19 protein-coding genes are annotated in these 20,508 nt (G+C 40.7%); 11 read left to right on the forward strand and 8 right to left on the reverse strand.

The annotated features are described in order from the left end of the window. Positions 1-47: 47 nt before the first annotated feature. From U2718_RS16010 to U2718_RS16020, 3 genes are all read right to left on the reverse strand, one after another. Entirely contained in the window at positions 48-653 is a 606-nt protein-coding gene (locus tag U2718_RS16010; RefSeq protein WP_341996640.1) for a VWA domain-containing protein, read from the reverse strand. Between the two features lie 214 nt (positions 654-867). Continuing rightward, complete coding sequence (locus tag U2718_RS16015) at positions 868-1,770, reverse strand: phosphodiester glycosidase family protein (RefSeq protein ID WP_341996642.1); 903 nt, start codon at positions 1,768-1,770, stop codon at positions 868-870. Positions 1,771-1,967: 197 nt separating this feature from the next. After that, positions 1,968-2,354: a GxxExxY protein gene (locus U2718_RS16020; protein ID WP_411813310.1), complete on the reverse strand. Its 387-nt coding sequence runs from the start codon at positions 2,352-2,354 to the stop codon at positions 1,968-1,970. Between the two features lie 174 nt (positions 2,355-2,528). Between U2718_RS16020 and U2718_RS16025 the strand changes: the two genes are divergently transcribed. Next, on the forward strand, positions 2,529-3,365 hold the full coding sequence (locus U2718_RS16025) for a pentapeptide repeat-containing protein (RefSeq protein ID WP_341996646.1): 837 nt from the start codon (positions 2,529-2,531) through the stop codon (positions 3,363-3,365). 264 nt (positions 3,366-3,629) lie between these two features. Beyond that, positions 3,630-5,486, forward strand: coding sequence for a hypothetical protein (locus U2718_RS16030; protein ID WP_341996652.1), 1,857 nt, complete (start codon positions 3,630-3,632; stop codon positions 5,484-5,486). A gap of 11 nt (positions 5,487-5,497) precedes the next feature. Here U2718_RS16030 and U2718_RS16035 read toward each other — a convergent pair whose 3' ends face one another. Next, the gene (locus U2718_RS16035; protein WP_341996653.1) at positions 5,498-6,274 is read right to left on the reverse strand and encodes an ABC transporter permease; all 777 of its coding nucleotides are present in this window, start codon (positions 6,272-6,274) and stop codon (positions 5,498-5,500) included. 656 nt (positions 6,275-6,930) lie between these two features. Here U2718_RS16035 and U2718_RS16040 point away from each other — a divergent pair. Further along, positions 6,931-8,055 (forward strand): DegT/DnrJ/EryC1/StrS aminotransferase family protein, encoded by a 1,125-nt coding sequence (locus U2718_RS16040; RefSeq protein WP_341996656.1) that lies wholly within the window; start codon positions 6,931-6,933, stop codon positions 8,053-8,055. A gap of 64 nt (positions 8,056-8,119) precedes the next feature. Here the strand turns inward: U2718_RS16040 and U2718_RS16045 are convergent, their stop codons facing one another. The 3 genes from U2718_RS16045 to U2718_RS16055 form a co-directional block, all read right to left on the reverse strand. After that, positions 8,120-8,872 carry a DUF561 domain-containing protein gene (locus U2718_RS16045; protein ID WP_341996658.1) on the reverse strand — a complete coding sequence of 251 codons (753 nt, stop codon included), beginning with the start codon at positions 8,870-8,872 and terminating at the stop codon, positions 8,120-8,122. 133 nt (positions 8,873-9,005) lie between these two features. Continuing rightward, positions 9,006-9,197, reverse strand: coding sequence for an AtzH-like domain-containing protein (locus tag U2718_RS16050; RefSeq protein ID WP_341996660.1), 192 nt, complete (start codon positions 9,195-9,197; stop codon positions 9,006-9,008). Between the two features lie 83 nt (positions 9,198-9,280). Continuing rightward, on the reverse strand, positions 9,281-9,562 hold the full coding sequence (locus tag U2718_RS16055) for a DUF4278 domain-containing protein (RefSeq protein WP_341996662.1): 282 nt from the start codon (positions 9,560-9,562) through the stop codon (positions 9,281-9,283). A gap of 342 nt (positions 9,563-9,904) precedes the next feature. On the opposite strand from U2718_RS16055, the gene dps reads away from it, so the two are divergent. Then, a complete protein-coding gene (gene dps / locus U2718_RS16060) occupies positions 9,905-10,471 on the forward strand; it encodes a DNA starvation/stationary phase protection protein Dps (RefSeq protein ID WP_341996665.1) in 567 nt (188 codons plus the stop codon). A 295-nt stretch (positions 10,472-10,766) separates the two neighbouring features. Here dps and U2718_RS16065 read toward each other — a convergent pair whose 3' ends face one another. Further along, positions 10,767-11,135, reverse strand: a complete 369-nt coding sequence (locus tag U2718_RS16065; protein WP_341996666.1) for a four-helix bundle copper-binding protein — start codon at positions 11,133-11,135, stop codon at positions 10,767-10,769. A 516-nt stretch (positions 11,136-11,651) separates the two neighbouring features. Between U2718_RS16065 and U2718_RS16070 the strand changes: the two genes are divergently transcribed. The 7 genes from U2718_RS16070 to U2718_RS16100 all read left to right on the forward strand — a co-directional run bounded on the left by U2718_RS16070 (position 11,652) and on the right by U2718_RS16100 (position 20,399). Continuing rightward, positions 11,652-12,380, forward strand: coding sequence for a DUF305 domain-containing protein (locus U2718_RS16070; RefSeq protein ID WP_411813307.1), 729 nt, complete (start codon positions 11,652-11,654; stop codon positions 12,378-12,380). Positions 12,381-12,763: 383 nt separating this feature from the next. After that, a complete protein-coding gene (locus tag U2718_RS16075) occupies positions 12,764-14,413 on the forward strand; it encodes an efflux RND transporter periplasmic adaptor subunit (protein ID WP_341996670.1) in 1,650 nt (549 codons plus the stop codon). A gap of 32 nt (positions 14,414-14,445) precedes the next feature. Further along, complete coding sequence (locus U2718_RS16080; RefSeq protein ID WP_341996672.1) at positions 14,446-17,526, forward strand: efflux RND transporter permease subunit; 3,081 nt, start codon at positions 14,446-14,448, stop codon at positions 17,524-17,526. Positions 17,527-17,794: 268 nt separating this feature from the next. Next, complete coding sequence (locus U2718_RS16085; protein WP_341996674.1) at positions 17,795-18,397, forward strand: DUF411 domain-containing protein; 603 nt, start codon at positions 17,795-17,797, stop codon at positions 18,395-18,397. Between the two features lie 84 nt (positions 18,398-18,481). Continuing rightward, positions 18,482-18,979 (forward strand): hypothetical protein, encoded by a 498-nt coding sequence (locus U2718_RS16090; protein WP_341996841.1) that lies wholly within the window; start codon positions 18,482-18,484, stop codon positions 18,977-18,979. A 449-nt stretch (positions 18,980-19,428) separates the two neighbouring features. Then, complete coding sequence (locus U2718_RS16095; RefSeq protein ID WP_341996676.1) at positions 19,429-20,112, forward strand: DUF305 domain-containing protein; 684 nt, start codon at positions 19,429-19,431, stop codon at positions 20,110-20,112. A 23-nt stretch (positions 20,113-20,135) separates the two neighbouring features. Next, positions 20,136-20,399 (forward strand): thioredoxin family protein, encoded by a 264-nt coding sequence (locus tag U2718_RS16100; RefSeq protein WP_341996843.1) that lies wholly within the window; start codon positions 20,136-20,138, stop codon positions 20,397-20,399. Positions 20,400-20,508 lie beyond the last annotated feature (109 nt).

The following is a 20,508-nucleotide window of genomic DNA, read 5'->3' on the forward strand; positions in this document are numbered from 1 at the left end:
TCAATAGACAAAACCTTTGAAATTTGAACTAAATTAATTGGACTAAATTAATCAGTGACCGCATTCATTAATATTTCTGAGAGGCTCATCTCTTCCATATCATCAAGGGTTACGGTATCGCAGATATCAAATTTTGCACCAACATTTTGCATTTGGTCATCTAAAGCTTTGAGAAACTTAGTTGCTTGAGAATCAGAACCTACTTGAATAAGTGAAATTCCCAATTCTTCATCACGTTCCATTTTTTGAGTTGCATTGATGATGACCTCAAATACTGCCTTGCGATCATCAGGTTCACCATCGGTAATTACTAAAATTGTTTCTCCATTTGGCTTAGTTTTACCGGCTGCTTTACGTTGGAAGTAATTATTAGTAGCATCTTGCAGTACACCTGCTAAATTTGTTGTGCCAGCAGGATCATTTTCGCGAAATATTTGTTCTACTTTGGCTGAAGTAACATCATCGTAGCGTTTGAATCTACCAGAAAACACGTAAACAGTAATACCATCTGGGTCAAATTGTTCACATTTTCTTGCCAGGGCAAGAGTAGACTCCTGAGCAATCTCCCATCTACTTTTACCACCCACTTGGTCGGGAGTGGACATACTACCGCTTTTATCAATGATTAGAGTGTAGTCGCGATCGCTCATCATAATTTCCTCTAATTTTTACCCTGTGGTTCTAGTCTAACTGTTGGTCAATACTAAGACAGCTGCCTAAAAGGGTTTGTAATAATGATTTAGCTAGCTAAGTACAAATTACTTTTTCCATACAAGCAAAATTTTTACCAGGCAAGAACTCAGTTGACACAAAAGATACTGACTGTACCTTTGATATGCCGAGTTCTCTTCAACCCTTCTTGAAGCTTCACTTTTCCTTGTTTCCTCCATCCAGAGGATTGGCATAAAAACCCAAGTGATTAGCAACTGGACGCTCGCGCATAGGTAATTTAGTGTGTATTGGAGCATTTAACACTTTTGCTCCCTGCCTGGTTGCCATCACTAGCGTAGTCGAACCACCGCCATCTAGGTTGAGTGCTGTATATGCACCTAGATCCATAACAATATCAGTCAATTCGCTTATCTTTACTCCTTCACTGTAAAGGGGCTGTTTGCCATCAACAGTAATTAGCCAGAGTTTTTTACCTTCTTTATCTATAGCTACAGCCATACGCGGATAGGGTTTATCATTGGAGTCTTGGAGAAACTCGACTTTCGGCTTACCGCGCTCAATCAAAATTTTACTACCTGCAATAGCTTGGATTGTATCCACGGGACACTTACCACTATCGAAAATTTGGGCGCGGTTGCTTTGAGAAAAACACAAAACTCGCCAGCCACCCTCTGTTTTGGAATAGCGATATCCATTAGAGATAACTTCACCCAGAGGATGGGAAGGATCACCACTGCGAGGATAGTAATGCCAAGGAGTTTTTTCCTCAAAATGATGGAAGTAGCTACCATTAACTGCCAATTGGAGTTTAAATTCACGCAAAAATTCTGAAGTTGTGCTGGCGCTAGTTTCTCTATCACTGCCAGGTGGCATTCCGGGAGTAACCAAAGGTTTCACTCCTGGTACAGTTAAGTCAACACTGACAATATGGATAATTCTGGGACGTGGTGTAAAACGGGCATAGCGCTTATAGACAATGCCACGAAACAATACTTGCTCCTTCTCAGTCTGGGGTGGGCGTAAGAAGTGCAATGAACTATATAGTATCAATGGTAACAATAGTAGGCTCGTACCAGCACTTAACAAATATTGTTTCATGGGTTGCAGGATATGGGGTGTTTATTGACTTGGTTCATCACATTTTCCCCATTGTCTGGATTGCAGATTGATACGGATTACTAGATTACACGGATGAGAAAATAGGGTAGATAGTGAAGTAAATGAGTTATTGATGAGATTCTTTCTCTGCTGTGCAAGTTTTTTGGTGTTATTTTTTAACCTGTATCATCAGTGTTCTACATTACAAGCCTTTTGAAAGTTAGGCTTTTGCTACCAAAGTTTATCAGTAATCCAACTTCTAATCTATAGGCTTTTAAATAGTTGAGGGCTTGGGCTAAGTGGACATCTTCTAGTTGAATGACAGCTTTTAGTTCTACAAGAATTTTGTTTTCAACTACAAAGTCAGCTCTACGTGTACTGTTAGGTTTGGGTAAGTTTTTATAGTAAATATGTTGTTTTATTTCGCGGGCAAATTCTAGTTTTGCTTGACGCATCTCGTAGGCTAAGGCACGTTGGTAGATGACTTCTTGGAAGCCGTTACCTAAAAATTTATGGACTTCAAAGGAAGCCCCGATAACTTTTTGGGTGATTTCGGCATATTTTAGGCTATTAATTGTCTTTATCACTGATTTTCACGGATTATTAAAATGATACAGATTTTACATCCGTGTCATCCTTAAATCCGTCTCATCCGTGATCCAGATTTTGGTGTTGATTTATGGCTTTGTATTTATCGCCCTTTTATTCTAGAGCTGATATTTCTGCGTCCATGTCACTAAGAACTAGCTTGATCGATCATGAAAAATCAAAGTCCCCTCAATTTTGCTCATCAAAATTTGCGAAATCGTTCGTTTCGGGGACAAAACCTGATTGGTGCAGATTTTAGCGGTTCAGATATTCGAGGTTGTGATTTTAGTTATGCCTTATTGCAAGGAGCTAATTTCAAACAAGTTAAGGCTGGTCAAACTTTTGGGCATTTAATTTTTATAGCATCTGTTGCAGTGGTTGTGGCGATCGCAACATTTCACGCTGTTAGCCAACTGATTTTTAGTGCTGTTGGTGTTACTCCAGACGAACCAGCTTGGATTTATGCTCTGGCTTTGTTCTGGAGTTTAAATTTGGCAGGAGTGAGTTCGGCAATTAGAGGCATGACTCACAACAGATATATCATCAAGTGCATTGCTACAGCAGTTTCGGGGGCGACATCAGCAGCATTACTGGCTTTATTTTATTTGCACGGAAATGCTGCAACGCTGAAGAATCCAAAAAGTGCGGTTATGACGTTGGTTTTTGTTGCGATAGTAATGGCTATTGTGGGTTTTTACTCTACTAAAGGATTAGTAGCTGTTGGCATTGGAGTTGCAGGTGCAGTAGCGGCATACGGATTTACTTTTTTAGTTGTGGGGGTAGCGAGCGCTTACCTTAGCACTCAAAACTTTGTTTGGGGATTGCTTTGGAGTGTTATGGCTTTAGGAGCGATCGCGCTGTTAATAATTTCCCTAAAGCAGTCTTTTAAAGATATGACAAGCTCTTTTGCGACATCTTTTCGCGGTGCTGACTTGACAAATGCTAATTTTGAAGGTGCCAAACTTGAGAATACAGATTTTTCTGGTGCAGGAAGCCGACACCCTTAAGGATGTCGCTACACGTACAAAGCCTGTGGGCTGATTTTAAAAGTTCGTTGCAGTTAATAAGTAGTCATATTTAATAATCTTTGTAGAAATATTTTTACTTCTATTTTGGCTTTTGATGAAATCTCAAAAAATGTGTTAAAAATTTGGTCATTTGAATTGTAAGCAATGGTTGATTGAATTGTATTTTTACATTCAAAAAAATCAAATTAGCTGCTCTAGCAAACTTAAAGAAATTCAAACTATATAAATTAACAGGGTAGTTTTATGACAGTGGCAGTCCTACAGGAAGATTTACAATTTATAGCGCAAATTTTACAAGAACAACTGCGGGCAGAAATTCCCTCTGGTGACTTCTTCCAGGTAAAGTGTGCAGTCAAAAACGATCAGATGTTGATTTTGGTTCAACATCCAGACGCTGTAACACCTGATACTGAAATTATTTTTGCGGTGCTTGAGGAAGCACTATATTCACTACCAACCCACCGGGAGCAGCAGGTAGAACTTTTTTTGAGAGTAGCTGGAGTGAAATTGCCTTACACGAAACGTTCCCTAATATGGAGTAATCCTCATCCACAGGAAGCTGGAGAAGAATCTACAAATGAACAAGTAGAACTAATAGAAATATTGCAAGAAAAACAGGAGATGGAAAGTTCTCCAGCAATTTCTACTGCCAACTCCAACCCAAATCAACAGTTGTTACTCTCTAATACTCCCGATCCCAAACCAACACAGCTGCAATTTCCTCCAATGATAGATATTCCTGTTGATGAACAACAGGAAGAGCAATTTGATCCAATGGCAGGTGCGCCTGATTTTTCCTCGTATACTCAGATCAAACAGAGAAGACAAGTCCAAACTATTGTGTTAGGTACATTTGCGATCGCAATTGCAGGTTTCGGTGGGGGAGCTTACTTGTTGACTCGCCCTTGTGTGATCTCTGAATGTAAAGAAATACAAACTGCACAAAATTTACAAAACTCATTTCGCCAATTAATCCGCAGCGTCAAATCAGAGCAAGAATTGACAAATATTCAACAGCAACTTTTGACAGCAAGTGTACAATTAGAGGTTATTCCTAGTTGGTCGCCACGTCATCAACAAGCAGAAACACTGGCAGCAAATCTGTCTACACGTTCAGAAATGATTGCTCAAGTTGTCAAGGCTTTTGAGACTGGCTCATCAGCTATGCAAAAAAATCAAACTCCAGCCAAAAGTATTGAAGAACTAAAAACTAGACAGCAGCAATGGCGACAGGCGATCGCGCCATTAGAGGCTATTAATGCCAATAATGAATTATATGGCTTAGTGCAGCCAAAATTAGCGGTTTATCGCACTAAACTGCAAGCACTGAATCAGCAATTGCTTGTGGAAGAAAAATGGCTCAAACAACTAGCAACTGCAAAAGATACAGCTTACGCTACAATACAGCGGGAAACGACAGCTAAATCGTTATTAGAATTGCAAAAAGTCCAAGCTAATTGGCAGATGGCAGTTAACATCTTAAGTTCCATTCCCCAATCTAGCTCCATATTTCCAGAAGCACAGAAACTTTTAGTAGAATATAAACCCAAACTAGCAACTGCACGCGATCGCGCCACTAAACAACTACTCACAGCCAAGAGTTATCAGCAAGCCGTTAACACCGCCAAAATCGCTAAACAAAACGAGAAACAAAATCAATGGCAGATGGCTGTATCTCATTGGAAGCAGGCTTTAACAATTGTCAAGCAAATCAATCAAGAGAGTTTGTACTACAACCAAGCTCAAAGTTTAATCGAACCTTATGCAAACTCCCTTAGCCAAGCAGAAGAAAAACTTGAAGCTGCTAACTTTTTCCAGCAAATCCGCGCCGATTTAGAAAAAACCTGCGGTGGCGAAATTCGAGTTTGTTCTTTTACCGTCACAGAGCGGGAAATCCTTGTCCGCATTACTCCAGAATATGAACAAGCATTAAATATCAGCTTGAATCAAAAGGATCAAAATAATGTTGCCACCGTTACAACTCACTTACAAAGTTTACAGCAAGCTCTAGAGGTAATTGGTGACAACGCAAAATTGGCAGTGATCGTCTTTGATGCCCAAGGTAATCAAATTCACAGCCATATGCCAGGAGGAGGCTAAGTGGAACAATCCTATTTAATTAATTGGGCTGCGGAGTTAAAAAATAAACGGCTCAGTCCCTTTGTTAATAAAATGATTGTCAATAAGTTGGCAAAAGCGATCGCAAACATAAATAAAATTTGGTAGGATACCGCATCAAGAGCACTTACTCCACTCAACAGTTGTCCGCCGACAAACCCTGGTATAGTAACCATGCCAATGATCGTCATTTGATTGAGCATGGGAATTAAGCCAGCGCGAATAGCCTCTTGACGATACCGTGCTACTGCACGCTCTGGAGTGGCACCCAAACTCAAATGAGTTTCGATTTCTACCTGGCTATTATTCATAGTACTGACAAACCTTTCTCCAGCGATCGCTGCTGCATTCATCGCATTACCCAAGACTATGCCAGCCAGGGGAATCAAATATTGTGGTTCGTACCATACATTTGGTTGCACAATCACAAGATTGGTATAAACCACCGTTACAAGGGTGCTGAATAAAATTGAACCCCAGACTAAAGGTAAAACTTGCGGTATTTTTTGAGTGATGCGATTTCGTGCGACGATAGCTGTAATCGTTAGCAATACCCCTAAAAACACCAAAATACCCCAGACATTGTCAAAAGCAAAGATGAAATCTAAAACGTATCCCAATACGGCTAGTTGTAGGATGGTTCTGCCAGCAGCCAAAAGTAAGTTAAATTCTAGTCCTATTCTTTCCCAAGCCGATAAACCAATCGCTATAACTATTAATGCGGTAGCACTAACCAAATCAACAAAATCTAGATTAATTAGTTCCTGCATAAATTTTTGACTTTGTTAGTTGTTATGTAATAGTAGTTTTTGATTAACACAGGTATCGGCTCTTTTTTTGATATTATCTTTTACCCAGTTATGAATAGCCATACCAAGAATCAGAATGCAAAACTCCACTAAGCTTCTAAATCATTTATGACAAATTTTTCAAGACACTTATAATGAAGAAATTTTCATCATGAAGTATGAAAATATCTTGACCTATATCCTCATCACTTGTCCCTTATTTTTAAGACAGCTATTCACATCCGGTTTAGGCACAAACCTTGCCATGAAAATACCTATTTCCTGTACCCTGTACTTTATCCTCTATTTTCAAGTTAGACGCCCATGTGATTAAATCACACCACGAGGGAATAAAAATCTCTTTCCCTGTTAAGAGTTCCCTATTTTCAAGACAGTCCTGATGAAACTTGTTTCATCGCCAAGAATGAAAGTGGAATTTTTACTGTTCCCTGTTCCCTGTTTCCTGTTCCCTATTTTCAAGACAGATGTGTGATGGTGTAAATTCTGCCACTCTGCTAGTAGCAGTAGTCAAAACGCTTGAGGTAGTCTATTAGAACATTTAGCAGTAGCTATTTGATTCAAAATCAATCAGCAAATATCCAGCATAGGCTTCTATTTTGACATAAAATCACGAACTCATGATTAAAAGTGAAATTTCCATTCCTGCGTTTGATATTAAACAGCAATACACCACGATTGAAGCAGAAGTGAGTGCAGCTGTATTGGAGGTTCTGGCTTCGGGTCGTTATATTGGTGGTTCAGTAGTAGAGGGCTTTGAACAAAAGTTTGCTGCTTATACTGGTGTGAGTGAATGTGTCGCTTGTAATTCTGGTACTGACGCACTATATTTAGCACTGAGAACTTTTAACATTGGTAAGGGTGATGAAGTTATTACAACGCCTTTCACTTTTATCGCTACATCCGAAGTCATCAGTGCGGTAGGTGCAAAACCTGTATTTGTTGATATTGATGCCACTACATTTAATTTTGATTTACAGCAAGTAGCCGCAGCAATTACACCTAATACCAAGGCAATTATCCCAGTTCATTTGTTCGGACAACCTGTGGATATGACTGCATTGGTAAGTATAGCTAGAGCTAACAATATTGTCGTAATTGAAGATTGCGCCCAATCAACAGGAGCAAGTTGGGATGGGCAAAAGTTAGGTAGTATCGGACATATCGGTTGTTTTAGCTTCTACCCTACCAAAAATCTCGGTGGTTGTGGTGATGGCGGAGCGATCACAACAAACGATCCAGAAATAGCTGCTAAGTTACGAATACTCAAAGAGCATGGTCAAAAATCTCGTTATATATATGAAGATATTGGTATAAATAGCCGTTTGGATGCAATCCAAGCGGCTATTCTACAAATAAAACTACGTTATTTGGATATTTGGAATCGACAACGACAGGCGATCGCATCTCGCTACCACCAGTTTATTAATCAAGTTTCTGGTATTATCGCACCCCAAGAATTAGCTGGAGGAGAAGGAGTTTGGAATCAGTATACAATTCGCATCTTGAACGAGAAACGTGACTTGGTACGCTCTCAACTACAAGAACGAGGCGTAAATACAATGATTTACTATCCTCGTCCTTTGCATTTACAGCCTGTGTATGCAAGCCTGGGATATCAATCAGGGCAACTGCCAGTAGCAGAACAAGCCTCACAAGAGGTTCTTTCCTTGCCCATGTTCCCCGAACTTTCTCTTGAAGAGCAAGATCAGGTGATTTATAGCCTCAAGGATTGTTTGGGATAGTCAGTTACCAGTTACCAGTTATCAGTTAACACCAATAGCCCTGATAACTGTTAACTGTTTACTGTTAACTGATGAAGTCCCTAACCTCTACACGAGTTGCCAGAGCTTCCACCAAACCACGAACAGCAGCAATCATTGCCACTTCACTATTGAGTTGGTTGATGGCAGAACCAACACCAACACCAGCAGCACCAGCAGCGATCGCTAATGGTGCGGTGACATTAGAAATTCCAGAAGCACACAATACTGGCACTGAAACTGCACGGGAAATTTCATAAGCTGCTGCCAAAGTGGGAGCAGCTTTTTCAATTAAGCCTAAACTGCCAGGGTGAGTGGGTTTGCTGCTAGTACCACCCTCGGTTTGGATGATATCTGCACCAGCTTTCACTAGTTCTTCTGCTAACTGTACCTGTCGATCCAGTGTCAGGATATGGGGAACAGTGACAGAAAGGGTAATTTCTGGTAGCAAAGCGCGGGTTTGGTAAGTCAGTGCTAAAACTTCCTCAGCCTCAAATTTCCGTCCTTGCGCATAAAAAGAATCGAAATTACCGATTTCAATTAAATCTGCGCCCTTGTCTACAGCTTGGACAAATTTGTCTGGCTCTACTTCCGAAGCACAAATAGGTAAGTTTGTCAAGCTTTTAGCTAATTTTACGAGAGTTGGATCAGCAGCAATATCGACAAAAGTAGCACCACCGTGGTGTGCGGCTTTGACGGTGGCAGCAACGCTGTTGGTGTCAAAGTTATTCAAACCGCTGATAACTTTGAGGGCGCAGCGGTTAGCAAATGCATATTGGAGAGTAGGATGCATTGTCATGGTTTATGTGGTCAATCTACGAAAATCGCAAATAACGATTATTCTACCGTTCTCCTTTACCTCTTAACTCGGCTTTATCTATTTAGCCAAACTGCGAGTTTACACTGAAATTCTTATTTTTTCGTATTTAAATTCATGCTGGCAAAAACGAAACGTCTGCAGAAACTACCTTCCATTCCTCTGGCAGCCTGTACCACATTTGGCTTTGTCGCCCCAAACGCTCCACACCGTCAACAACTCGGCGAAACTCTAAAGTCACTGCTGCCGCATCTGAATCTATATTTAAATTTGTTGAGCGTTTTAGTTTTCCCAAGTGGTTCACCATGCAAATCATAGATTACTGAAAGCTGACAAACAAATTTATCTTGGTTTGGCAAACCACTAGGGCAAAAAAATGTTGTTAAAATTTTAAGTCTCAGAGAGTGAAGGTGTAGTGATTTGTGAAGTAATCGCTGGTGGAGTAATGACGCTAACCTCTCTCTGTACAGCTTTATTTACTAAGTAGCTAACTCCTCGATACATCAATTTCTGGGTTACTCGTGTTGCAAGAATATCTATCGGCTTGGGATGAGAATTGACACTATAGGCAATCCCACGGTAAACCATATCAGAAGCTGGTTTAAATTCACTATTGCTTGCAGATTTTGTTGGCTCGTATTCGTAGCTAGCGCCGCGATAGTAAAGTTTCATAAAGTTGAATATCCTCGTAAATACACGCTTATCAGCCAAATCAGGCACTTTCTTGAGCTACAAGCTTATATTTTGCTTTTACGGAAATCTTTCCCAAAAAAAGCAGAATTAAGAAAATATTTGCTTGAGGGCGATGGTGCAACGGAAGCGATCGCTTCTAAGTATTTGTAGATTGAGCGAAACTGAGCAATTTAAACCCGTCGTTGCGATTAAAATTCTTTTCTAGAATGCGTTTATTTTATAGCGACAAGAGAAAAATACCATCTGCCGCCAGAGAGTTTCGCGCAGTGGTCTTCTATTTGTAGACTTGTTCTATCGATTCCATGAAAGAGAGTGACAACCATGAGCACAAATAAACTGTCATCACGTCTTTATCCAAGCCGCATTGATCTTCCTGCCGATGCACGTACCAAAATTGTTGAACTTCTCAACCAAACTTTGGCAGCGACTTTGGATCTCAAAACCCAGGTGAAACAGGCGCACTGGAATGTAAAAGGAGCCGACTTCTACCAACTGCATGAAATGTTTGATGAAATGGCAGGTGAGCTAGAAGAATACATTGATATGGTTGCAGAAAGAGCCACTGCTTTGGGCGGCTATGCTTGTGGTACAGTTCGCATGGCAGCTGCTAGCTCCATATTGCCAGAGTATCCGACTGAGATTTTAGAGGGCATGGAACACGTCACCGCATTAGCAGAGCGCTTTGCACCCTATGCCAAACACATCAGAGAAGCGATCGATACAACCGATGAATTAGGCGATGCAGACACTGCGGATCTCTATACCGAAGTTTCTCGCACTATCGACAAGCGACTGTGGTTCTTAGAAGCTCATTTGCAACCAGCAGAAATTAAATCAGAGAATGGTTCTACAGCTGCTAAGAGTCAACAGAAAGTTGGTGTGAGATAAATAAAGGTAATAGTTAAGTAATTTCCAGGGCATAATATTACATCAGTAGAAGACAAGTAGTCCGCCAAGAAATAAATTTCAAACGGCTCAAAGCTAAAGTCAGTTAAAACTGACTAGGTAAGATTTTCAGTCAGTGCAAACTGACTTGAAGTATAAGCCTGGAACTTCAGTTCCAGGCGTTTTATTGTCGTTATAGGTTCACTTCAGCCTACAGGCTAAAAGTCTAAGGCTATCATAATCAAGCCTGCAAAGGCAGGCTTTGTCTGTAAGCCACACTTTTTAAAGTGTCAGCTACTTATGCCCTTGCCATTGCCATTTGGCGACAAGATTCAGCACAACGGCGACACATATCAGCACAAGCTTTCATTTGAGCATCATCACCCATGCGAACACAATCTTGAGCGCAACGTTCACATACTTCAGCACAAACGCCGCAGGTACGTGCATGAAGTTCAGAAGTGCGAAGCATAAAATTAGCGCTGGTTTCACAAATTTCAGCGCAGTCTAGTAGTAACCGGATATGAGATTGTTCTGCGTGATTGCCGCCTTTTTGTAAGCAGTATGTCACCGTATTCATGCAGATGCTATGGCAGTCTAAGCAGTTTTGAATGCACTCCTGCATTCCTTGATTAACTTGGTTCAAAGTGAGTTGTTGTATAGCCATGATCTCAACTTCTCCAATTGCTTAGGTTGACAGGCAAAATTGCCTTTAGCATCACCTTAAAAAGTTGTAAGTATGTTTGCCTCTCACTAATGGAGTAATAAAATTTCTACCGATTGAATAATCAGAATTTCATGTCGATTTCATTTTTGTATATATGAGTCAATCAACATAAATTAACTAAAATACAGAGTCCCGACTTCTTTAAGAAGTCGGGACTCTTACAATTCAAGAGATCTATATCACGTTAAAAATGAATCAGAACTTCAAATTGGTTAAAGAGAAAATATTCGCTAACAAACTAAAAACGAAGATTTCATTCTAATTTCATTTTGATATGAAATACTAAGCATTTAGCGCAGTTATCTAGCTCTAATAACAAGTTAGATAAATCACATAACGCTCGTCATGAAAGAAAATCTTTTTTCTCTAGCCCCTATTTTCAAGACAGCTATTCTGACAGAACATTACAGTTGACACTCCAGCTAACTAGAGATTTCAGAATAGAGAAGGAAAGTTATGAGTATGGATGTTAAGTCTATGACTATCTCTTGGAAAACTGGATTTTTTGCATTTGCTTCTGTTGCGATCGCTCTCACAGGTGGCGTGTTAACAGCCTGTTCTACAACTACTTCCCAAAGCCAGATACCAAATACCACTACCACTGCGACTGATGCTAGCGGCAAGCAACAAATGAACCATGACGGTATGCATCACAATCACGACATGAACCATAGCATGGTAATGGATTTAGGCCCAGCTGATACTAATTATGATTTGCGCTTTATTGATGCCATGATTCCGCATCATCAAGGAGCAGTAGAAATGGCACAGGAAGCACAGCAAAAATCAAAACGCCCTGAAATCAAAAAGCTAGCAGACGAAATCATCAAAGCCCAGAACCAAGAAATTACTCAGATGAGACAGTGGCGCGCAGCTTGGTATCCCAAAGCAGGAGATAAACCAATGGCTTACGATACCCAACAAAGAAAGACAGTAAAGATGTCATCACAGCAAATGCAAGACATGATGATGAGCACAAACTTGGGTGCTGCCGATCAAGAGTTTGACTTACGCTTGATCAACGCGATGATTCCTCACCATGAAGCTGCTGTGACTATGGCTAAAGATACCTTGCAAAAGTCTCAGCGTTCTGAAATTAAGCAATTAGCTCAAAATATTATCAGTTCACAAGATACAGAAATTAACCAAATGAAACAATGGCGAAAAGCTTGGTATAACCAGTAAAACCAAGTACATAGCCGACACTTTAAAAGGTGCCGCTACACAGACAAAGCCTGCAAAGGCAGGCTTGGTTATGATAGCCTCAGGTTACCCTACAAGAAGCCGCCCTGTCGGCTTAAGTGAAGTGTATTGAGTTCTAGAGTGATTTTGAGAGCGATCGCAACTCAATTTCATCTTAATTTCATTTCTCAATGAAACATTAGTAGAAGAGTCTTTTAAATCTAATACCTTCACCAAAATCCAACACCCTAGAAGGGTGTCGCTATACAAACCAAGGCTGCCTCCGCAGCCTGTAAGGATTTTAGCCCACGGAGGTGGGCTTTATTTGTGTAGCCCCAGGCTTCCAGCCTGTGGGCGTTTCTGTACTCAAGGAATTTTGAAGCGCGATGTCTAACTCTCTGGGTTCCCAATCAACCATATTAATTAGTTGTGTTTCTGGTACAGTAGCAAGCTTGCTTTTACTAGCAACTCCCACAATTGTTCTGGCACACGCCGGGCATGGAGATGAATTTCATCAAGGAAACCAAGCCACTCCAACTACTAACTCAATTAAAGTTGATGCCCAAACAGCGCAACGGTTGGGAATTAAAATTGAGCCAGTCAAACGTCAGCGCCTCGCAGTTGGCATTAAAACCACCGGGCAAATTGAAACTCTCCCTAGCCAAAAAGTAGAAGTAACAACTCCAATTTCTGGAGCGAAAGTAGTTGAGTTATTGGTAGAACCTGGTGTATCAGTAAAAAAAGGTCAACCCCTTGCTGTTTTAACTAGTCCTGATTTAGTGACACTGCGAGTTGAATCACAAGAAAAACTAGCACAAGCTCAAGCTGACTTACAACAAGCACAAGCAGACTTAAGATTAGCTCAACAAAACTACGATCGCTATCAACAAATAGCCGCAGCAGAAATCGCTCAAGCCCAAAGCCAAGTCTCATTTGCCCAAGAAAAGTACGACAAAGACAAGCAGTTAACCGATGCTGGTGCTTTACCTCGTCGCAATGCCCTTGAATCGCAAACTCAATTAGCCCAAGCAAAAGCCGAACTTGCTAAAGCCAGTAGTCGCCGCGATGTCATCGAGGCAGAAAATCAACTCAAACGCGCTCAAGCAGGAGTAGAAGTAGCAAAAAAACGTATAAATCTCAGCAATACTACTTATGAAACGCGCCTGCAACAATTGGGAAATAGCGCTAATGCTAAAGGACTGGTGACGGTAACATCTCCCATTTCCGGTAAAGTTGCTGACAGAGAAGTAACAATCGGTCAATCCTTTGAGGATGCAGGTGGCAAGCTCATGACAATCGTGAACGATAGTCGAGTTTTTGCCACAGCTAATATTTATGAAAAAGATTTAGATCAAGTAAAAACTGGTCAGAGAATTAGGCTAAAAGTCGCTAGTATGCCTGAGCGTACCTTTTCTGGACGAATTTCGCGAATTGGTGCAGTAGTAGAAGGAGAAACGCGAGTTGTACCAGTACAAGCAGAAATTAATAATACTAGTGGGCAACTCAAACCGGGAATGTTTGCAGAGCTTGAAGTTCTCACAGAGCAAGCATCAGCTGCTAAGTTGGTGATTCCGAGTTCAGCTGTAGTTGATGTGAATGGTAAAAAAACTGTCTACGTGCAAAATGGTAATGCTTACCAGCCGATTGAAGTTACCTTAGGGCAAACTTCTGAAGACACGATTGAGGTAAAGACTGGTTTATTTGAGGGAGATTTAATCGTCACTCAACGTGCGCCCCAACTTTATGCACAATCATTGCGAGGTGGTGCTAAGACAACAGATCAAACAAAAGAAACTCCTGCACAGGCGACTGAAGTTAAAACGTCTAGCTTACCAGTACCGCTGTGGTTGCTAGGAGTAGGTGGAGGAAGTGCGATCGCTACCATCGCTTTCATGGCTGGTGTTTACATCACAAGTCGTCGTAATCAGTCGCAGCAGCTAGTACTAGTAAGCAGTTCGTCGGAGTTAGATACTCCTGCTCGTGATCCAGAAACTCATCACATTGCAAATAATTCGACCACAGATGGACACCGATAAACACCGATAGGCTCTTTTAAACTGAACTAAATATGTTAAATGCTATTCTCAAGTGGTCGATTGTCCAACGCTGGATAGTGGTGCTAGGAGCTATTGTTGTTACTTTCTTGGGTGTATATAACCTTACCCAGATGCCCCTAGATGTCTTTCCTGATTTTGCCCCACCCCAAGTAGAAATTCAAACCGAAGCTCCAGGGCTTGCTCCCGAAGAAGTCGAGTCTTTAATTACTTTACCAATAGAAAGCGCAGTCAATGGTACGCCGGGAGTAGAAACGGTGCGTTCTTCTTCGGCAGTGAGTATTTCTGTTGTGAAGGTGATTTTTAAATGGGGAACTAATGTTTATCAAGCGCGGCAATTAGTGACAGAACGGTTGCAACAGGCGCTGCAAAAACTACCAGAAGGGGTGGAAAATCCGCAGATTTCTCCTATTTCTTCTCCTATTGGTACAGTTGTGCAATATGCTTTCACTACCGAAACAACCCCAATGATGGAAGTGCGGCGTTTAGTTGATCGAGATATTACCAACCGATTGCTAGCCGTACCGGGTGTTTCTCAGGTGATTGCCTATGGTGGTGATGTTCGCCAGTATCAGGTTTTAGTCGATCCAGCCAAGCTCAAGGCTTTTAATGTCACCCTAGAAGAAGTAACAGCAGCAGCAACAGGTGCAAATGTCAATGCTGCGGGTGGCTTTTTGATCAATCCCGATCAAGAAATAGTTATTCGTGGAGTCGGGCGTATAGATTCAATTGAGCAACTGGGAAATTCGGCGATCGCTGCCAGAAATGGTACGCCGATCCTACTCAAAGATATTGCTGATGTGCGCATCGGTGCAGCCCTCAAGCGTGGAGATGGTAGTTTAAACGGTCAAAGAGCGATCGTGGTAATGGTTAACAAGCAACCCCAATATGATACTCCGACTGTTACCAGAGCTATCGAAAAGGCAATGGAGGAAGTTAAAGCTAGTTTGCCCAAAGATGTCAAAGTTATAGAAACTTTTCGTCAAAATAATTTTATTGATGCAGCGATTGAAAATGTTACCAGTTCTCTACGTGATGGTACTATCATCGTTTCGATTATCCTGCTGATGTTTTTGATGAACTGGCGTACTGCCATTATTACCCTCAGCGCCATTCCTCTATCAGTTTTAATTGGAATGATGATTCTGGGTTGGTTTGGTCAAGGGATTAATACTATGACACTAGGGGGTTTAGCTGTAGCAATTGGTTCGGTAGTGGATGATTCTATTGTCGATATGGAAAATTGCTACCGAGGTTTGCGTAAGAACCAAGCAACAAGCAATCCGGTACATCCCTTCAAAGTCGTCTATGATACTTCAGTAGAAGTAAGAGTTAGTGTAATTTTTTCTACTATAATTATTGCCGTTGTCTTTGCGCCGATTTTCTCATTGACAGGCGTGGAAGGTCGGATATTTGCACCAATGGGGGTTGCTTACTTAGTGTCAATTTTTGCTTCTACCTTTGTAGCAATGACCCTTTCCCCTGCGTTGTGCGCGATTTTATTAGCAAATCGACAGTTACCTGCGGATGATACTTGGGTGAGTGCTTTATCGCAACGACTCTATCGACCGATGTTAAATTTTTCAATTCGCTTCCCCACAATTATTTTGGCGGTGGCAGGCGCATCTTTAGTAGCATCCTTGGTTATTCTCCCAAGTTTAGGACGAGTATTTTTACCTGAGTTCCAAGAACCATCTTTAGTAAACGCAGTCTTGCTTTATCCAGGCAGTTCTTTAGAAGCAACCAATCAAGTTGGATTTGTGATGCAGGATGCCCTTAAAAATGATAAACGATTTAAATCAGTGCAGTTAAGATCCGGACGCGCTCCTGGTGATGCAGATGCAGGTGGAGTTAACTTAGGGCATTTAGATGTAGAACTGAGTGCAGAGGGATTGAAAGATAGGGAAGGAAGTATTGAGAAACTGCGAGCCGAATTTGCGAAGATACCCGGAGTTGCACCTAATATCGGCGGTTTTATTTCTCACCGCATGGATGAAGTATTATCTGGCGTCAGGAGTGCGATCGCGATCAAAATTTTCGGCCCCGGTTTGGAAGAACTACGCCGTTTGGGGGCAGAAGTTCAAGCAGCAGTAAGCAATATTTCTGGACTTGTAGACTTACAACTCGAACCCCAAGTCCCAATTAAACAGTTGCAAATTAATTTTAACCGAGAAGCAGCAGCTCGCTATGGCTTAACTATCGGTAATTTGACTGAGATGGTAGAAACTGCTCTCAACGGCAGAGTAGTATCTCAGGTACTCAAAGAGCAGCAGTTGTTTGACTTGGTGGTTTGGTTAAAAGAAGATGCTCGCAATAACTTAGATATGATCCGTGATTTAATAGTAGATACTCCTACAGGTCAAAAAATTCCTCTCGCTCAAGTCGCCAGTATAGACTACGGAACTGGCCCCAACACAATTAACCGGGAAAATGTTTCTCGCCTCATTGTAGTGTCTGCAAACGTATCAGGTCGAGACTTAGGTTCTGTAGTAGATGAAATTCAAGCTCAAGTCAAAAACTCAGTAAAACTACCCACAGGTTACTTTATTCAATACGGCGGTCAGTTTGAATCAGAACAAAGAGCTACTTATAATTTACTGGTATTTGGAGGACTGGCAATTGTCATCATTAGTATATTAATGTACTTTGCTGTCAATTCGGTTGCAGCGATGCTGATGATTATGATTAACTTACCTCTGGCTGTAGTAGGGGGAATATTTTCGATTGCGATCGCAGGTGGGATCGTCTCTGTAGCTTCGTTAGTAGGCTTTATTACCCTTTTTGGCGTGGCGACACGCAACGGCTTGCTGCTAGTAGACAATTACAACAATAAACTGTCACAGGGGATGACTTTACGGGAAGTAATTTTTGAGGGATCGATGGAGCGCTTGGTAGCTATTTTAATGACAGCTCTCACCTCCGCCTTAGGAATGGTTCCTCTAGTCATCGGTACGGGTGCAGGCAAGGAAATTTTGCAACCTTTGGCAGTGGTAGTACTGGGAGGATTGTTTACCTCTACAGCTTTAACATTATTAGTTTTACCTGCTTTATACGCCAAGTTCGGCAAGTTGTTAATGCCAAAACAACTATCCTAAATTGACCATCTCATATCTTGAAATTTATTTCCCTCAGCGTTCCTCTGCGCTTTCCTCAGCGTCCCTTTGCGTTTAAAAGTATCACACAAATCAATATTTTTAAATTAAAATCTATTGTAAAATTGTGCCTGATGTACTCAGTACCAGATATCAAAATCATTAGCAATAATTTGAGTTGATTCTCCATTTACTGGAGAGTTTAAACTAGAAAAATATGAGCAATATCAAATCATCATTATTCACAAAAAATTAGTGTGAAATTTTGAAAATGAAAAAACATTTATCTAACTGGATGAAGAAATTTTCTCGCCCCTTTATTGTAGTAATAATTACTACTGGAATTTTAGTTACTTCATATGCAACAGTTCCTGAGGTGAGCAAAGCAGATAATCTTAAATTAAGCAATAACCTACAAAAAGTAGCCAGCAATTCTCAATTAATTTCCACCGCAAGCATCTGGGATAAAGAAACTGAATCTTACTCAGGCAAGCGAGAAATTACAGTTTATCGCAGTCCGGCTTGTGGCTGCTGTGGAGCCTGGATTGAGCATATGCAAAAGCACGGGTTTAAAATTAAAGCAGATATCAAAACTGACGAGATGGAGGCAATAAAGCAAAAGTACAACTTGCCTCAAGATTTAGCATCTTGTCACACGGCAATTATTGATGGCTATGTTATGGAAGGACACATACCAGCCGATGATATTAAACGTTTTCTCAAACAAAAGCCCAAGTTTGTAGGTTTAGCTGTACCGGGAATGCCTGTAGGAACCCCAGGGATGGAATCAGGTAATAGAAAACAACCGTTTTCAATTGTAGCGTTTGATAAAAAAGGTGAAGTGGAAGTTTTTAAAGAGTATCAAAATTACTAAGTTCGAGTTTCCAGATTTTTTGCTAAAAACTGTATTTCACCTTATCTAAATTAAAATTAAATTGTTCAGATGAAGAATCATTCAATGCAATATCTGAATCTCAGTTTTGTACTCTTTGCAAGTATCGGACTAATTTTTTTAGGCGCTTGTAGTAACAGCAATCAAACTGCTAGTACAGATAAAAATACTTCAGTAACCTCTAATTCCAGTTCTGGATCGCCAACTGCTTCTGTTTCACCTGCAACTAAAACAAATAACGAACATGGTGCATCAAAAGGCGGTCAAGTTGTAGAAACTGGAGCTTATCATTTAGAATTTGTACCTGAAAAAGATGCTAATGGAACTCATATGGATTTGTATCTGCTCAGAGGAGACAATCACGAAACAGTTCCTAACGCTAAAGTAACAGCTCAAGTTCAGCTGCCTGATGGTAAACAAAAGAACGTCCCTTTCAATTATGATGCTAAGGGTAAACACTATACAGGCTTGTTATCAGAAAAAGCAACTGGTCAGTATCAAGTGAAAGTTACTGCTGATGTTGGCGGTAAAAAGATAGATGGTCGTTTTAGTTTCAATAAATAGTATATAAAAATTGGCGTTGCTGAATCTAGAATTGAATTTATCTCACGCACCAGACGCACCAGGTGCAGAGAGGAAGAGTTTGAAAATACTTCTATTTAGCAATGCCTAAAAATTTATTTTGATTTTAAAGGTAGTGTGCTGTGCGATCGCTTTGTAAACAAATTTTGATGCAAATTAATATTTCATCTTGATTTCATTCGGAAATGAAAAACTAACTATATGGGCTGTTGTGAAAGGAATAACTCAAATAGATAAGGCCTAATGAGTAAAGTTTTATTGCTATTGTTAGACTCTCCATTTGAGTAGAGAGTTGACAATTGAAGTTAAGCAGTAAAGAACAAAATTAGAGACAAAGAGAACTAGTTCCTCACGAGTTGCTCACAATATGTAGTTAACGTTCATGATAGAAACAAAATATTTAGTCTTCAGTCTTGAACAAAGGTGAAGAGATGAAAAGCAGAAATTTGATTTATGGTTTGATAGGATTATTGAGCAGTAGTACTCTCGCAGTATTATTAATAATAAATAATACGCAAGCTCAATCTCCAAATTCACAACACAATACTCATCACCCGTCTACTCAAACTACTCCTCGGCAAAGAGGGATGATGATGGGTGCAGTCGATCAACATTTTATTGAAATGATGATTCCCCACCATCAGCAAGCAGTGGAGATGGCTAATCTAGCTTTAACGCGTGCTAAACATCCAGAAACAAAAAAACTAGCTCAAGCTATTAAAACAGAGCAAGCCCGTGAAATTCAACAAATGCGAACTTGGTACAAAGCATGGTACGGCAAAGAAGTGCCTGCTACCCCAATTTCTGGTATGGGCATGATGGGAGCACAGCACGGAATGATGAAAATGCCCATGCATCATGACATGAGGGGCATGGATGTAGATTTAGAAGCCTTGAAAAATGCTCCAGATTTTGATCGAGAATTTATCAGCCAAATGATTCCCCATCACCAAATGGCGGTAATGATGTCACGTATGGTTGTTAACAGTGGTACACATCCCGAACTTCGCAACTTAGCTCAATCCATTATTAAAACTCAAACGGCTGAAATCGCACAGATGCAGCAATGGTATCAAGCTTGGTATCAGCCTACTCCTAGATCGAGTCAGCAGTGAATCTGAAAAAGGGAGCAGATATGATGACAAAACGTCAAATTGAGATATTCACAGCTAATTGTCCTCTTTGTGACGAGACTGTTCGTTTGGTGCAAGAGCTAGCTTGCCCTAGTTGTGAAGTATTGGTTTATAACCTGAGTTTTGAACAACAGCAGTCGATTTATCTAGCCAAAGCGCAACAGTATGGGGTTCAAGCAGTGCCAGCGATCGCCATCAACGGAGTGCTGATGCTGACGGGCAAACCAACTCAACAGCAGCTTGAAGCTGTAGGTGTGGGACAAAACTAGAAACAGAAGATGGCTAAAGATCCCATCTGCGGCATGGTAATTCCAAAAGCTACTGCACTAAGCTCAACTTTATGTAAGTTTCGTACATTACTAATCAGCTACAACTTGT

Source organism: Chlorogloeopsis sp. ULAP02 (assembly GCF_038404745.2).
Taxonomy (GTDB): Bacteria; Cyanobacteriota; Cyanobacteriia; order Cyanobacteriales; family Nostocaceae; genus Chlorogloeopsis.

Coding starts and splice junctions, on each gene's coding strand:
- U2718_RS16010 (WP_341996640.1), bottom strand. CDS start 653: ATGATGAGCGATCGCGACTACACTCTAATCATTGATAAAAGCGGTAGT.
- U2718_RS16015 (WP_341996642.1), bottom strand. CDS start 1,770: ATGAAACAATATTTGTTAAGTGCTGGTACGAGCCTACTATTGTTACCA.
- U2718_RS16025 (WP_341996646.1), top strand. CDS start 2,529: ATGAAAAATCAAAGTCCCCTCAATTTTGCTCATCAAAATTTGCGAAAT.
- U2718_RS16030 (WP_341996652.1), top strand. CDS start 3,630: ATGACAGTGGCAGTCCTACAGGAAGATTTACAATTTATAGCGCAAATT.
- U2718_RS16035 (WP_341996653.1), bottom strand. CDS start 6,274: ATGCAGGAACTAATTAATCTAGATTTTGTTGATTTGGTTAGTGCTACC.
- U2718_RS16040 (WP_341996656.1), top strand. CDS start 6,931: ATGATTAAAAGTGAAATTTCCATTCCTGCGTTTGATATTAAACAGCAA.
- U2718_RS16045 (WP_341996658.1), bottom strand. CDS start 8,872: ATGACAATGCATCCTACTCTCCAATATGCATTTGCTAACCGCTGCGCC.
- U2718_RS16050 (WP_341996660.1), bottom strand. CDS start 9,197: ATGGTGAACCACTTGGGAAAACTAAAACGCTCAACAAATTTAAATATA.
- U2718_RS16055 (WP_341996662.1), bottom strand. CDS start 9,562: ATGAAACTTTACTATCGCGGCGCTAGCTACGAATACGAGCCAACAAAA.
- dps (WP_341996665.1), top strand. CDS start 9,905: ATGAGCACAAATAAACTGTCATCACGTCTTTATCCAAGCCGCATTGAT.
- U2718_RS16065 (WP_341996666.1), bottom strand. CDS start 11,135: ATGGCTATACAACAACTCACTTTGAACCAAGTTAATCAAGGAATGCAG.
- U2718_RS16070 (WP_411813307.1), top strand. CDS start 11,652: ATGAGTATGGATGTTAAGTCTATGACTATCTCTTGGAAAACTGGATTT.
- U2718_RS16075 (WP_341996670.1), top strand. CDS start 12,764: ATGTCTAACTCTCTGGGTTCCCAATCAACCATATTAATTAGTTGTGTT.
- U2718_RS16080 (WP_341996672.1), top strand. CDS start 14,446: ATGTTAAATGCTATTCTCAAGTGGTCGATTGTCCAACGCTGGATAGTG.
- U2718_RS16085 (WP_341996674.1), top strand. CDS start 17,795: ATGAAAAAACATTTATCTAACTGGATGAAGAAATTTTCTCGCCCCTTT.
- U2718_RS16090 (WP_341996841.1), top strand. CDS start 18,482: ATGCAATATCTGAATCTCAGTTTTGTACTCTTTGCAAGTATCGGACTA.
- U2718_RS16095 (WP_341996676.1), top strand. CDS start 19,429: ATGAAAAGCAGAAATTTGATTTATGGTTTGATAGGATTATTGAGCAGT.
- U2718_RS16100 (WP_341996843.1), top strand. CDS start 20,136: ATGACAAAACGTCAAATTGAGATATTCACAGCTAATTGTCCTCTTTGT.